The organism is Clostridium lamae (genome assembly GCF_033043255.1).
In the GTDB taxonomy this organism is placed as follows: domain Bacteria; phylum Bacillota; class Clostridia; order Clostridiales; family Clostridiaceae; genus Clostridium; species Clostridium lamae.
Map to the genome: position 1 here is coordinate 25,524 of NZ_JASCQJ010000012.1, position 14,792 is coordinate 40,315.

Annotated in this window: 15 protein-coding genes, 1 tRNA gene, 1 pseudogene and 1 riboswitch; of the genes and pseudogenes, 2 read left to right on the plus strand and 15 right to left on the minus strand. The window is 28.7% G+C overall.

All coding sequences use genetic code 11. The features are described 5' to 3' along the window. Positions 1–21 precede the first annotated feature (21 nt). From QK892_RS07935 to QK892_RS07980, 10 genes and pseudogenes are all read right to left on the minus strand, one after another. Positions 22–1,401 carry an aldehyde dehydrogenase gene (locus tag QK892_RS07935; protein ID WP_317273011.1) on the minus strand — a complete coding sequence of 460 codons (1,380 nt, stop codon included), beginning with the start codon at positions 1,399–1,401 and terminating at the stop codon, positions 22–24. Positions 1,402–1,634: 233 nt separating this feature from the next. Further along, a complete protein-coding gene (locus QK892_RS07940) occupies positions 1,635–1,868 on the minus strand; it encodes a MarR family transcriptional regulator (protein ID WP_317273012.1) in 234 nt (77 codons plus the stop codon). 121 nt (positions 1,869–1,989) lie between these two features. Beyond that, positions 1,990–2,589, minus strand: a pseudogene (locus QK892_RS07945) (lysoplasmalogenase). 368 nt (positions 2,590–2,957) lie between these two features. Next, a tRNA-Glu gene (locus QK892_RS07950) sits at positions 2,958–3,032 on the minus strand. A 275-nt stretch (positions 3,033–3,307) separates the two neighbouring features. Beyond that, positions 3,308–4,135 carry a transglutaminase domain-containing protein gene (locus tag QK892_RS07955; RefSeq protein ID WP_317273013.1) on the minus strand — a complete coding sequence of 276 codons (828 nt, stop codon included), beginning with the start codon at positions 4,133–4,135 and terminating at the stop codon, positions 3,308–3,310. Between the two features lie 122 nt (positions 4,136–4,257). Next, the gene (locus QK892_RS07960; RefSeq protein WP_317273014.1) at positions 4,258–5,178 is read right to left on the minus strand and encodes an AraC family transcriptional regulator; all 921 of its coding nucleotides are present in this window, start codon (positions 5,176–5,178) and stop codon (positions 4,258–4,260) included. 336 nt (positions 5,179–5,514) lie between these two features. Then, positions 5,515–6,066 (minus strand): VanZ family protein, encoded by a 552-nt coding sequence (locus QK892_RS07965; RefSeq protein WP_317273015.1) that lies wholly within the window; start codon positions 6,064–6,066, stop codon positions 5,515–5,517. Between the two features lie 296 nt (positions 6,067–6,362). Then, entirely contained in the window at positions 6,363–7,226 is an 864-nt protein-coding gene (locus QK892_RS07970; RefSeq protein ID WP_317273016.1) for a homoserine O-acetyltransferase/O-succinyltransferase family protein, read from the minus strand. 5 nt (positions 7,227–7,231) lie between these two features. Next, a complete protein-coding gene (locus tag QK892_RS07975) occupies positions 7,232–8,518 on the minus strand; it encodes an O-acetylhomoserine aminocarboxypropyltransferase/cysteine synthase family protein (RefSeq protein ID WP_317273017.1) in 1,287 nt (428 codons plus the stop codon). A gap of 145 nt (positions 8,519–8,663) precedes the next feature. After that, positions 8,664–8,777: riboswitch (SAM riboswitch) on the minus strand. Positions 8,778–8,934: 157 nt separating this feature from the next. Then, positions 8,935–9,477, minus strand: a complete 543-nt coding sequence (locus tag QK892_RS07980) for a nitroreductase family protein (RefSeq protein WP_317273018.1) — start codon at positions 9,475–9,477, stop codon at positions 8,935–8,937. Positions 9,478–9,710: 233 nt separating this feature from the next. Here QK892_RS07980 and QK892_RS07985 point away from each other — a divergent pair, with 233 nt between their 5' ends. Next, positions 9,711–10,064, plus strand: coding sequence for a winged helix-turn-helix transcriptional regulator (locus tag QK892_RS07985; protein ID WP_317273019.1), 354 nt, complete (start codon positions 9,711–9,713; stop codon positions 10,062–10,064). 166 nt (positions 10,065–10,230) lie between these two features. On the opposite strand, the gene QK892_RS07990 is transcribed toward QK892_RS07985, so the two are convergent. Together QK892_RS07990 and QK892_RS07995 are read right to left on the minus strand one after the other, a co-directional pair. After that, positions 10,231–10,794 (minus strand): HD domain-containing protein, encoded by a 564-nt coding sequence (locus tag QK892_RS07990; protein WP_317273020.1) that lies wholly within the window; start codon positions 10,792–10,794, stop codon positions 10,231–10,233. A gap of 123 nt (positions 10,795–10,917) precedes the next feature. Then, positions 10,918–11,274: a hypothetical protein gene (locus QK892_RS07995; protein ID WP_317273021.1), complete on the minus strand. Its 357-nt coding sequence runs from the start codon at positions 11,272–11,274 to the stop codon at positions 10,918–10,920. A 169-nt stretch (positions 11,275–11,443) separates the two neighbouring features. Between QK892_RS07995 and QK892_RS08000 the strand changes: the two genes are divergently transcribed. Further along, the gene (locus tag QK892_RS08000) at positions 11,444–12,169 is read left to right on the plus strand and encodes a MerR family DNA-binding transcriptional regulator (protein ID WP_317273022.1); all 726 of its coding nucleotides are present in this window, start codon (positions 11,444–11,446) and stop codon (positions 12,167–12,169) included. An 85-nt stretch (positions 12,170–12,254) separates the two neighbouring features. Here QK892_RS08000 and QK892_RS08005 read toward each other — a convergent pair whose 3' ends face one another. From QK892_RS08005 to QK892_RS08015, 3 genes are all read right to left on the minus strand, one after another. Beyond that, positions 12,255–12,740 carry a DUF3795 domain-containing protein gene (locus tag QK892_RS08005; RefSeq protein WP_317273023.1) on the minus strand — a complete coding sequence of 162 codons (486 nt, stop codon included), beginning with the start codon at positions 12,738–12,740 and terminating at the stop codon, positions 12,255–12,257. 667 nt (positions 12,741–13,407) lie between these two features. Further along, a complete protein-coding gene (locus QK892_RS08010; RefSeq protein ID WP_317273024.1) occupies positions 13,408–13,887 on the minus strand; it encodes a GNAT family N-acetyltransferase in 480 nt (159 codons plus the stop codon). Between the two features lie 181 nt (positions 13,888–14,068). Further along, positions 14,069–14,536: a MarR family winged helix-turn-helix transcriptional regulator gene (locus QK892_RS08015; RefSeq protein WP_317273025.1), complete on the minus strand. Its 468-nt coding sequence runs from the start codon at positions 14,534–14,536 to the stop codon at positions 14,069–14,071. Positions 14,537–14,792 lie beyond the last annotated feature (256 nt).

Sequence of the window (14,792 nt, forward strand, 5' to 3'; positions counted from 1 at the left end):
GTTCAAAATCGATTATCTTTTCTATTTTAAAAACATCCTTATCAGCTTTTCACTTAATGATTTATACGGTTGATAACGCATAGGTAAATCTATAAATGTCTTTTTATCAACAATACTCTTCTTATGAGAGAATGTATCAAATCCAGTTTTTCCATGGTAAGCACCCATGCCACTTTCACCTACACCACCAAACCCCATACTACTTGTTGCAAGGTGAATCACAACATCGTTTATACATCCACCACCATAGTAGCAGTTTGTTGTAATCTTTTTGATATTCTTTTTATTCTCCGAAAAAATGTAAAGTGCCAATGGTTTTTCACGTTTATTAACAATAGATATAACATCATCTAAACTTTCATAAGTAAGTACAGGAAGAATAGGGCCGAAAATTTCCTCCTTCATAACTGCATCCGAAAAAGTTATATTATCCAGTACAGTAGGCTCAATGCGGAGTGACTTTTCTTCATATCTTCCACCCCAAGCGATTTTTTGTGTATCAATCAGCCTTATAATACGCTTAAAATGTTTAGTATTAATAATCTTGCCGTAATTCTGATTTTCAAGAGGCTTTTCTCCAAACTGTTTTTTTATTTCCTCCCTGATGCACGAAATAAGTTCATCTTTAATACTGCTATGACAAAGTATATAATCAGGTGCTACGCATGTCTGTCCGCAATTAAGAAATTTCCCAAATACAATTCGTTTTGCAGCAAGAGATATTTTTGCCGACTCATCTACTATACAAGGGCTTTTACCACCTAACTCTAAAGTAACAGGTGTAAGATTATCAGCCGCCTTACTCATAACATATTTGCCAACAGCCTGACTTCCAGTAAAAAATATATAATCAAATTTTTGATCTAACAAATATATATTCTCTTCTCTGCCACCAGTTACTACTGCTACATATTCACGAGGAAATATGTTTGAAATCAATTCCGCTATTACTTCACTCGTCGCTGAAGAATACTCGCTTGGCTTGATAATAGCAGTATTCCCTGCTGCCAAAGCATCCACCAAAGGTTCTATTGACAGTAAAAAGGGATAATTCCAAGGGCTAATAATCAATGTTACCCCATATGGAACAGATTTTACATAGCTACGAGAAGCAAACTGTGCCAAATTTGTATAAACAGTTTTATCCTTTGCAAAGCGACGGATATGACTTAGCATATAGCTAATTTCACTTAACACTAATCCAATTTCACACATAAAACCTTCAATATTACTTTTACCAATGTCCTTTCTGATAGCTTCTGATATTTTATTTTCATTTTCAATAATCGCCTTCTTTAGCAACTTAAGTGCATTTATTCTATATTCCAATGGTAAGGTTTTACCACTTAAAAAAAATTCTCTCTGTTTTTCAACAAGTAACTGTATTTCAGTTTCTTTCATAAATATAACTCCTCCTACTCCCATAGCACAAATCAGTTATTTTTCTTAATTATATAAATACTTTAGTACACCTTATCTTTTTCAATATATTAATTTTCTTTTTCTTTTCCGTATGAGTCACAAATTCCTTCTAGATTCTCAGTAATGTGGGCGAATACACGATAAAAATTTTCTCTATCATTCTCACTTAAACTACTAGAAGCTTTACTTACGGCTATAGCTATAGCCTCGTTTTATTGCTTATTCCTCTCATTACCTTCTGGAGTTAGTATAATTTTTGTTCGATATTTACGCCCATAGTCTACTTCAGAGACCTTTACAAATCCCTTTTCCGTAAGATCAAGTATTGTCCTAGATACCGCTGCTTTATCTTCTATACATAGTTTACATAGTTCCCCTGCAGTAAGTCCTCTAGGATTCTTACCTAGATAGTAAAGATACATCACATGGTTTGCTTTCAATCCCATAAGCTCTGTTTCAGTAAGTTTAATCTTTTGAATACATTTATATGCCTTTGTTACAGAAGTAGTAAATGCCTCGAAACGTTCTATAAGTTAAATCATAATTATACTCTACCATTCTATAGTTTTAGGAAATATCTAAAGCATAGGCAAACAACGAAAATGCAAGTAAAAATTGCGCTGGATAATATGTTCCAATGCACAGATAACTCGCCACTGAAATATCCCCGAATTTATTTAACACTAGCATAAGATCCGATATGAAAAATAAAATACTTCCTATTACAATTATTATATTTATAAAGCTCTTTTCTTTCAATAGATTTGAAATTGCCTTTCCTACCATAAATGAAATAATAAGAGCATAAATACAGCATATACCTTGCATTAAAGCTCATCCAAAATCAAAAAATGGAGTGAATAATATAACAGACAATGCAATTACCGAAATTATAATCCCGCATAAAATGTCTCTACCATTCAATTTATGTAACATACAATAATATACAAAGTAAAATATATGTGCTACAGCAAATATTATTGTTCCAATATAGAAATTAATATTTAGTAGTATATCTCCAAGCATAGCACTTACTAAAGCAACAATCATCCATATTGGAAATTTCAAATTAGCTTTATTCTTAATACAATATATAATATTAATAATTCCTGTTATTACAAACATACTACTAGCAATAGCTTTTATAAATAATCCACCTTTGGCCATATATAAGACATCAAAAATAAACTAACACATAATTGTTGACTTGTTAACAATTTATAAATCACCTCCATTTGTTATATATTTTTCATAATTATTAACCCATGGTATATCATATAATAATTTATATAATTTTCCATTCTGATATCTCTACGCTAATAATCTAATGTGGCTATTTACATCAGCTATATTCTTAATTAAATTATTAAAATTTATAGCTTTTATCGCTTAAAAGGCAAAAAAAATAGTAGCCATTCTTTTAATTCGAAGCTACTATTATTCAAATAACTGATAATAAATTGATTCTCACTTATGTTATATATAAATAGAAGAAAGACTTAAATGCTAACAATCAAGCCTTTCAATATATAAAATGGTAGTCCCTAGGGGAATTGAACCCCTGATTCCACCGTGAGAGGGTGGCGTCTTGACCACTTGACCAAGGAACCATATTGAGAATATTATACCAAATTTTAAATAAATATACAATTTTATTTCTGATAATTTTACTTTTACTTCATTCGTTATACCACATTTTTATAAGATATACTAAGCTTGAGTAAGATTTTTATTCTTTCTAGCGTCAATTATAAATTTTCCTATTTTTATCATATACATATAATCAACTCCTTTTTATATCAGATAGTTATCTTCATAATTTTAATGAGATAGTTGGAAGTAGAATAAACAAAAATAAACCTTATTTAAAATAAGGTTCATTTCATTATTCTAAACTATTAATAACCTTACTTAAATCCTCAGGTACTTTTATTTTACTATTTACCTGCACATATTCATATAAGGCATCAAAGTCATTATCAACATTGAGAGCAAGCCTCGCTAGATTATCCATTATCTCATAATCCCTTTCAATCCATTCTTCAATTGCTTTACTCTTATAGCCCTCCCACATGTCCCATGGTTGCATTGGCTGCTTCAATAATGAATTAACATCTAGAATTAGATTACATCTTAAATAGTCATATCCCCACCATTTAAAAATTCCAAATAGCGAAGGATCAACTCCCCCTTCTCGGCACATCAACCAAGCCTTTGGCCCTGCTATAAAATATTCCTCACTTACATTTAAAGGATTAAAAGGTAGCTTTAGTGCTTCTTGTTGAAGACTATCCAATTGTGCATCCACCATTACCCACTGTTTCTTATTCTCATTCCAATATTCAAGAACCCAATGATCTATATATTTTCCTTTTTCAAAATAATTTGCAAACCCACATCTTGCTCTTGCAGGAATTCCCGCTTCCCTACAAAGTGCAGCTGCAACTACAGAAAAGTCACGGCATATTCCTATCATTTTATTCTCATTTGCCTTCTCATCAGATATATGAGTATATCCTAGTTTGCTTAAGAAAATCAGTTTGTCTTCAAAGCTTCTTATGAATGGCTCTGTCTTTCTTTTCCCTGTAAGTTTCACTTCATAGGCCTCACTCCAATGTTGATGCATCAATATATTTTGAACATACTTAACAATAGTTTTTATATCTTTTTCTATGCCGGCAACCATATGCTTCATTGTTTTAATCTCTGTCATACTATCGCGCTCCAGATAAAGTCTAAGTGTATCTTCCATTAATAACCACTCCAATCATTTTATTAAAAACTAAATCATGTAATCATCCATGGCTTTATGGCTAAACCAAGCATAGTAAAATCTTAGAAACTTGAACTTTCTTTTATTGGGATCCAAATTTCACAATGCTCAAAACCATCGTCATCATCATAGTATAGCTCTAATTCAGGTCCTTCTGCATGTATATAATTTGTTGATGGAAACCATTCTGAATAAATACGTTTCCATACATCCTGAACCAAATCTGTTGTATTTGGTTGCAGATACTTTTCTGTGGTAAATATTGCCCATAGATGTTCAGATACTTCCACTACTTTGTATTCTTCTGGAATATCTTTTTCTGACATAAAAGTACCTATAAGATATGGGAAAGTGTCTTTTTCTAATTCTTCATAGCACATAATAGCATTCACAGGAAATAATCCCTTCCCCCCTGGATGAGGTGCATTCTTACCTAACTTATCCAATTTATCTATAGTGCCATTTTGAAAACTTTCCTGCCAAAAACTCGGAACTTCCTTAAAGTTCTCTCCATTTGACATACTGATAATCTTTTCTACACCAATCATCTTGAAACTTTTCTTTTTCTCAATTCTATAATTCACTTCTTCATCTCCTTCTATTGAAATATGGAATTTCATTTTAGGGTAGGCTTTAACCTGTACCCCATTTATTCTTGCTGAAGAAGGTGGAACTCCATGCATTTTAACAAATGCTCTTGTAAATGCCTCATGAGAGTCATATCCATACTTAAGTGCAATTTCAATAACCTTGAGATTCGTATTCTGCAAATCATAAGCCGCAAGAGTTAGCTTTCTTCTTCGTATATACTCCGAAAGTGAAATGTTAGTGATAAATGAAAATAGTCTCTGAAAGTTAACATTTGAGCTTCCTGACAATTGTGCCAATCTTTGAAAATCAATTTCCCCAGCTAGATTTTCCTCAATATAATTCATTGCTTTGTTCATACATTCTAAATAATCCGTTCTACCTCTCCTGCTCATAAGTTATTATACCCTCCTTAATATAGTAAATCTTGATAATTTCAGCCTTAAAAAAATCAAGAATTTTCATAATTTACTGATCATAATTCCACTATAAAGTATTTATAAATAAAACACTATTATTTAATATAGAAAAATTTAATAAGTATTATTTAATTCTATTATCAATAATAAGTGTATTCCATTCTCAACGCCTACATTCAATAGCATCAATTTCAACTAAAATATAAAAACTTCTATATGCAATCTGATTACACATAGAAGTCTTTCAATAAGTAATAATTTTACTTTTAAATATAGTATGTATTTAATTTTTCATTATCTCTTTTATCCTACTTATAGTCTTAAACTAATAAAGAATAATAAATACAGTAGAACAGGTAGCCCTACAATAGATGATAATACTGTAATTATAGTTCTTACTTTTTTCTCATCTGATATAAATAATCTTAGTAGCTTGTACCCTAAAATACCAATGAATCCACCTAAGCAATTTAAGATTATATCATCAATATCTGCTGCTCCAATGCAAAGAACCCACTGAATAATTTCAACAAATAAACATGCTATAAATATGAACAAAAAATTACTTTTCAAACTTTTATCTTTTTTAATCAATGGTAAATATACTCCAAGCGGAATAAATACAAATATATTACCGACTAAATTGATAAAAGCAAAATCTTTTAAATTTGTAGTTTTCCCAGATATATATTCTATTATAGTATTAAAAGGAATAAGATTTACTGACCTTGTTGCCATCCTTCCACTATCAAATAATTCAAATATTGAAACCCTTGATAGAAAAAATAACTTAATTAAAAAAATTACATAACAAGTTACAACACCATAAAAAAAAACTTTTTTTATTCCTTCTCTTCTACTCATTAATATTATCTCCCTCTTTAATTTACTAATTATATTTTTCACTTTTTATTCACTACCACTTGCTTATTATTTCATAAAATTATAAAAAAAATCATACTTATTTCTTAAGATTTCTTACATTAATTTTATTAAGAAGTTTTTCTATTTCTACTCATAGATAGAAGCTTTGCGAAACCTTATGTAGAACCTGTGGTATTCTAAATATAATAAAAAAAGACCAGCAATGCTGGCTTTTACATTTCTTAAAAATCTTCAACTCTAATAAAACTGGATACTTTATTATTAAATTTTAATCACTAGACCTTTATGCTATCTATCCAGTTCTTATATATTTTTATACCATCATCTCGCCAGCTAAATTTAATACTAGAGTTTATATCATTATTTTCAAAATAATGCTTAGGTACACTTATCATTAATCCTCTGTCTAAGTCTCTTAAATATTCTCCCTTTAAGGTATTTTCATCATATTCACAATGTCCTAATATATAGTAATCATTAAAGCTACCCTTAATAATGTGTTCTTCGTCCTCATCTGTAACACATATTAGACTTAATTCTTTACAGGACTTTATATCTTGTCTATTTAAACATGTATGTCTTGAATGAGGAGCTTTAAATCCATTTTTAATTCCATTTAATATATCATCTGATTTTAAAACTTCGTGTGAAAACACTCCAAATATTTTATCTTCTTTTAATTCCTTTCTCACATTGTAAAAATAGTTTAATGCTACTTGTGCCCCCCAACATATATATAGGGAAGCCCTTATATTTTTTCTGACATAATCTAAAATATCCCTTAATTCATCAATATATAAAACTTCATCAAAATCTAATTTTTCTAGAGGAGCTCCTGTTATAATTACTCCATGTAACTTTCCCTTAATTTCATCAAAAGTAGCATAATTATTTATCATATATTCATAATCTGATGTGGTACTTTTATAGCTTTCTAATCTAATAAATTCAATATTTAAATCTTCATTACAATTTCCTAATAACCTTAATATTTGTACTTCAGTTTCACTCTTATTGGGCATTAAATTTATTATGCCAATAGTTTTTGCTAATTTTTTATATTTACTTGAATCTATTAATATACCTTCATCTTTTAATATGTCTATTCCATTTAAATGATTTGAAGTATAAATTGCCATTTGATCTATTCGCCTACCTTATTCAATGCTTGTTCAAAATCATTTATAATATCATCTATATTTTCAATTCCTACAGAAACTCTTATTAAGTCTTTAGTTACTCCTGTTGAAATCATATCTTCTTCTGATAGCTGCCTATGAGTTGTACTTGCTGGATGTAATAAAGTTGTTCTAACATCACCTAAATGTACTACCAATTTAGCTAAATTTAATTCATCAATAAGTTTTTTAGCAGCTTCTACTCCTCCTTTAATTCCAAAAGTTAATATTCCTGATGCTCCTTTTGGTAGATATTCACGTGCTACTTCATAATCTTTTTGAGTTTCTAGTAAAGGATAGCTTACCCAATTAACCTTTGGATGCTGTTGTAAGTACTTAGCTAAAGCTAAAGCATTACTACTATGTCTTTCCATTCTTAAATGAAGAGTTTCTAATCCTAAGTTAGTTAAAAATGCATTAAATGGACTCATTGTACTTCCAAAATCTCTTAACAAAGTAACTCTTAACTTAACTATATAAGCAGATTCACCAAATGTATCTACATATTGCAACCCATGATAGCTCTCATCTGGTTCAACTAAGCAATCAAACCTTCCATTATTCCAATTAAAATTACCACCATCTACTATAATTCCACCTAAAGCTACTGAATGTCCATCTGCATATTTACTTGTAGAATGAATTACTACATTAGCTCCATATTCAAATGGGTTTAATAGATATGAAGTTGCTACTGTATTATCAACAATCAATGGTATTTGTGCTTCTTTAGCTGCACTTGCAAATTTTTTTAAATCTAAAACATTTAATCCTGGATTTCCTATGGTTTCTCCAAATAATAATCTTGTATTTGGTTTAACCTTACTTAATATTTCTTCTTTACTTATATCTGGACTAATAAATGTTGTTTCGATTCCTAATCTTTTTAAAGTTGTTGAAAAAAGATTGAAGGTTCCCCCATATATAGTTGAAGTAGATATTATATGATCTCCAGCTTCACATATATTTAATACTGCTAATACTGATGCTGCTTGTCCAGAAGAAACGGCAACTGCTCCTACCCCACCTTCTAATTTAGTGAACTTTTCTTCTAAATAACTTACTGTTGGATTACTTATTCTGGAATATAAATGACCACTTTCTTTTAAATCAAATAAATTTGCTACTTGGTCTGCATTTTCAAAATTGTATGATGTACTTTGGAATAGTGGTGCGGCTATTGGATTTCCTGGTGTTGGATTGTATCCCCCTTTTATACATATTGTTTCTTTACTCCATTTTTTATTGCTCATAAAAAATCCCCCTTAATTATTATTTTTTTATATTAGGTCCTTTTATACAATTTGTAATTTTAAGTAAAATAAAAAGGCTATTTCTCCATCAAAAATATAGAGAAATAGCCTATACACACAATATAAAATTGGCATAAAAAACTCTCTCTTATCTCTCATAAAATAAATTTTTATGCAGGATTTAGCACAATTCTGATTTATAATAATCAGCTGTTGCTAGGCTTCACAGGGCCGGTCCCTCCGCCATTCTTGATAAAAGACTTATATCCGATTATTCACTTTTAATATATTATACACTTATTTCCATTATTAGTTCAATATGCAAATAAATTTATTATTAAGTTATAATCTAATTTTACTTTTTTAGTGAGTAGGGGGTTCCATTATTCAAGTTAAATAAAGTTTTTATATTATGTTTATATAAAACGCATTATTTCTTCAGCACTCTTTCTATTAGTTGGAACTGCTTCGCCATCTGGATATCCATAAACGATAAGAGCTGCTACTGTTTCTTCCTCAGGTAAATTTATAATTTTAGCAATTGAATCTTCATTTATTACTCCCATTATACAGGTTCCAATCCCTTTAGCATGTGCTGCTAAACAGAATGTTTGACATGCTATACCTGCATCAAATACTTCCCAAGTATTCTCATTTGAGCTTTCAATACCATATTGCTCTGATTTCCCACTTTTTCCTTTTACAAAGCTTAGTACTGCAACACCTTTTGCATTTTTTAAAGTATCCATATTATAAACAAATCCTTTAACTGCATCATTTGCAAACTTTTGAATAATCTCTTCATTGTCAATTAACGTATATCTAGCTATTTGAAAATTTACCCATGATGGAGCCCATCTAGCTATATCTACTATTTCTTTCATAACTTCTCTATCTACTTTTTCATTTTTAAATTTTCTTACACTTCTTCTCTCTTTTATCATTGTTATTGCATCCATTCTAAATACCTCTTTCCTTAAATTTATTAATTCATATTTTCATAATATAATAATTTACTCATTTATATACGCATATCTTTATATCTATTTTTACCATATTAGGTTTAAAATATATATTTACAAGCCTTGTTATGTAGATTAATCTATACTATAATTATAAACATAACAAACTATAATGCAAGAATGCACTTTTTAGGTATATACTACCTTAAAAGATAGTAAGGAGTAATAAAATGGATTCAAATTGTAATATTACATTTACTTGCCCAATAGAAGCGCCAATTTATCTTATTGGTGGAAAATACAAAGCCATTATACTTTGGCACTTAATGGGCAAAACTTTAAGATATAGCGAATTGCATAAATTAATGCCAAAAGCAACTGACAAAATGCTTACACAACAGTTACGAGACTTAGAAAAAGACAAGATAATTAATAGAATTGTTTATCCTGTTGTACCTCCTAAAACAGAATACTCATTAACTGAATTTGGAAAAAGCCTTATTCCTATTCTTAATGCATTGTGTATTTGGGGAGAATCTTATTTGGAAAACAACAATTCTACTAATTCAAATGTCTCTCTTTAATTTACCCATATTTAATATTTTTTATATTAGGTCCTTTTATACAATTTGTAATTTTAAGTAAAATAAAAAGGCTATTTCTCCCTCAAAAAATATAGAGAAATAGCCTACACAATATAAAATTGTCATAAAATCCCTATCTCTTATTTGTATCAGTACCAATTTAATCTTATTTTTCTGCATCAATCTTCTTGATAGTATCTTCACGAATGGCTTGTCTTAATAGTCTAAGATAATCAGAAAAAGCTACCTTATCATCAGCATATGTTAGATTAAGGTCAAATTCTTTTGGAATCCATGTAGACAAGTCAGAAATATTATGTTGAATTAATGCTTCAAGAGAATCAATAGCCTTATAGATCTTTGCTTCTATAGTTTCACGTTCTGCCATTTCTTTGTAAAGTTCTCTCATTTCTATTGCGTAGCTTTCTGGAAGTGAATTAACCCAGCTATACAATAATTCTTCCTCTGTTTTTTCATGAATTTGATTTTTATCAAAAGTCGGAATATCTCCAGTGAAGCATTCACCTAAATCGTGAATTATACACATTCTAATAACCTTATCCATATCTACTTCTTGAAACTCATCTCTCATAAAGAAAGCCATCAGAATCATCATCCAGCTATGTTCTGCTACGCTCTCATGTCTCCCCTTTGCTGTATAACAATGTCTAATCGTATCTTTTAATCTTTCAGCAACTAATAAGGTGTCTAATAATTTTCTTACTTCCATTTTTTATTATCTCCTTTTCATAATTATCACATTATAGAATTAGTTTAATATACGTTACTGTTATCCCTCACATTTCTTGTGATGAATTATCTTTAGTTAGAATAGCAAATATTATCCTTCCAATTAACTTTCTTTAATGGCCTCTTCAATGTATAATAATGCAATTGTCATTGAATCTATTATTTTTTTAAATCTTGTATATGTTCCACTTCCTTCTTTTGCATTACTAATGCCACTTTTACTTTTATTAATAATAGAAGTAATCTGAGCTACTGATTTTATTAATTCTTCTTTTTTATAATCATGTCTTTCATTTGTTATTAATGCTTTTGATATATATAATGCTTTTATACGATTTTTATTAAGTGATAACTGTGGTGAACCTTCTTTTAATTTAGGTTGTATTTTTTCACAATTAATAATTGAAGAGTTAATCATATTTAGAGTATCTTCTATTTGTTTATTAGTAAATTTGTTCATATATATTCCTCCTTATTTACTTTTTTACTTATTAAACTTATAATTACAATATAATTATATAACATTAATGCACTTATAAACTTTTTATAAAAAAACTACTAATTATTAAGGTTTATACTATATATACATTATATATGTATTTAAACTTTAAATTTATCAAGGAGCTAAAATGGAATATAGACCAATAGATATAGCTAAAAAGTTAAATATAAGTACCTCAACTCTTAGAGTCTATGAGGATATGGAAATAATACCTCCAGTGAATAGAACTGATTCTGGATATAGAGTATATACTGAAGTCCATTTACAATATTTTATATGTATTCGAAAAATGATAAATGGATATACTTTGTCTTTTATTAAAGAATTATTAACAGAATATATGAGAGGTAATATTGATAAATCATTATGGATGATTACTAAATCACAAGCTGACTTATACAGCGAGAAAATAAGATTAGAAAAAGTTTCAATACTCCTAAAAAAATATATAAATACTGAAAATATTCATAAGAAAGTAAATTTAAAAAAGCTAATTACAATAAAAGAAATGAGTGAAATTACAAATATAAGTAGTAACACAATCCGGTATTGGGAAGATATTGGACTACTTAGTTCAACTAGAGGTATTAATAATAATTACAGATTCTTTAGTGAAGGTGAAGTTAAAAAAGCACTAGTCATACATGCTTTGAAATACTCCTTAAAACTAAAATACAATTTTTATCATATGAAACTTCTTAAAAAGGAATATGAAAATTTTATATGTAATGAGTCAAATATTAATAACTTAGTGGAAAGCATTAACCTTTATTTAGATAAGGTTAATTCAGAAATGATACAGGCAATAGTAGCATTTCAAGAGCTACTAAAAAAAGGACTTATTATATCATAGCTTTTATAATATATAGAAAATTTATGTTTATTTAAGGGTTCACAAAATTAATATTTGTGAACCCTTAAAAATAGTAATAAATAATTTATTTATTTTTATATCTATCTTCGTTGTCCTTATAGTTATCCTTTATCTCTATCTTATTATTGCAGTTAATTTTATTAAAATTCTCCATACGTAGCTTAAACCAATACTGTTTAAAATCATCATCCATATTAGGATCAGGATATTCGAAGAATTTACTGCATGGTAATTCACTACATTGTGAACAGTTATGATACCCCTTTTCTGCTGAGCATTTAAAATAAGCACAAGTATTATCCTTTGAATAAATCTCATACCAAATAGGTTTACCATTTCTATTACGGCAGCCGTCACAGACTACTCCATAGTCTTCACAATTTCCACAATAAGTTCCACATGGATTAATGATTAATTTTTCTTCTTCTGATAATCCTATACATTCTTCATCTTTTAAGACAAACTGCTTGTTATCTTTACTAAACTCTTCTTTTATTTTGGAGTAATCAAGCTTTGAACTTTTTATATTCTCTTTTTCTCTATTACACAAATGAATCGCCCTCTCAATTTAATTTCTATTTTTCAGCGCTAATTTCATATTTTACATGCGAAAAAGCACACTAATATCTAGTGTGCTTTAAATTTTATATCACAAAGAGATTAGTTATGAGAGTATCAAAGTAATCTCTTTAGATAAAGCAAGAGTTTAAGCTTTGACAGATACGATATGAAATTAGTTAATTAGGACCTCCCTTAATTCACTTGCTCTCATAACACATCCCCCTTTCATTCATAATTCTAAAAATAGAATTAAAAAATTTATAGTATAACAAAATTCTATTTTGTTATATTTTACCATTTATTACCTCGATTATCAATTCATATTTTTAAGACTCTGTATTATTGTAAATACACTATTTATACTTATAAAAATAGTCTTAGCAAAGATAAATCAATAGTTAAGACTAAAAATCTTATTTAGAAGAAGCCCTTTCTAACATTCGCTCGAAGAATTGTACTCTGTGTAACTTCAACCTACTAAAACAAGTTTTTGGGTGTCACTTATGATACGGTTCACAGTAGCATGTACAACGTAGGCTTTTTTTATTTATTGCTTGAAAAATAAGATATAAATATAAGCTTACACTAATTGAGGTAATCCATGTTACATACTTTATTGCAAATTCATTGTTAAAGATAACTGTGATTATAAAATATTAAATATACTTAGACATGTGTATATCAGTATTCTTAAAACCAACCTTCTCATATAAGCCAATAGCTCTCTTGTTATGTGCAAATACATGTAATGATACTTTACTTATTTTATGTTTCTTTGCTTCATCTTCAAGTGCTATCATCGATTGAGTGCCATATCCTTTACCACGAAACTCTTCAAGAATTACAAAATCAAATATAAAGGCAGTCTTACCGATTAGGTTTTCACTAAACTCAAGCCATAAGTAACCTACCTTGATATTTTTAGCATTATCAAAAATTGAATAAAGATACTGTTTTTCTGTCTCAATATCATTTGGAAGTAATTTTTCAAATGATTCTTCCGATAGTTTATATGCTTCGTCTTCTGTCCAAGTACCTGCTCTAACTTTTTCAATTGCATATGCATTAACTGCAATTGAGATATAGTGGTCAAAATCAGACTTGGTCATTTTTTCTAATTTTACTATAACAATCACCTCTTCTTACAGTATTATAATAATATTTGTAAATATTATTACAAAATTTATCTGTTCTATTAAGTCATGGGAAAAGTTGTTTCTTACTAAATAACACCTCCTTATGTCTTTCATTTAAGCTCCTACCCTCTATAACTCATTGTTTAAATTTAATTTTATACTATATCTAACCTTTACATAATTAAGAATAGCTATCATTCATATGTTTCTTAAGCTTTTCTAAACATCTTAAAAAGTCATCTATATCTCTATCTTCCATATTTAATATGGAATTAAATAAAAATTTACTGCTTGCCTGTTTATCTATTGAATCGATTAAACTTCTTCCTTTCTCTGTTAGACAAACTCTACTTATTCGCTTATCATTCCTATCCTTTATTCTCTTTACAAGTCCCTTGTTTTCAAGTCTAGTTATTTTTTCAGACATTGTATTTTGCGAATTATCAACATTCCTTGCTATTTCACCAATAGTAGGAGCTTTTTCCTCATCATTAACATGTAGCATAAGATCATCTAATTCTATTAATAAATGAAACTGCTCTAAACTCAAATCATATTTCTGAGCCAATTCATGATACTTTTTATGTATAATAGTATCTATATCATTTTTATATTGTACTATCATTTCTATTTTTTCTTCTTTATTCATACTGACCACCTTTGTATCGTATAGCGATTATTTCGTTATACGATATATAATACCATTTCCTATTGCATTGTCAAGAAAATTATGAAGCACTATACTTTCTATATCTTTCTTGTTCTTTATGGTTACCTTATTTATAATTAATTGTAGTAAAGTTTTCTTATCTTCTACAACTGTGATTTCTAGTAACTTGTTAAAGTTACTCAGTGTCTTCTTTACCACCTCGTACGGTATGATTACTGAATCATTGCTATCTAAT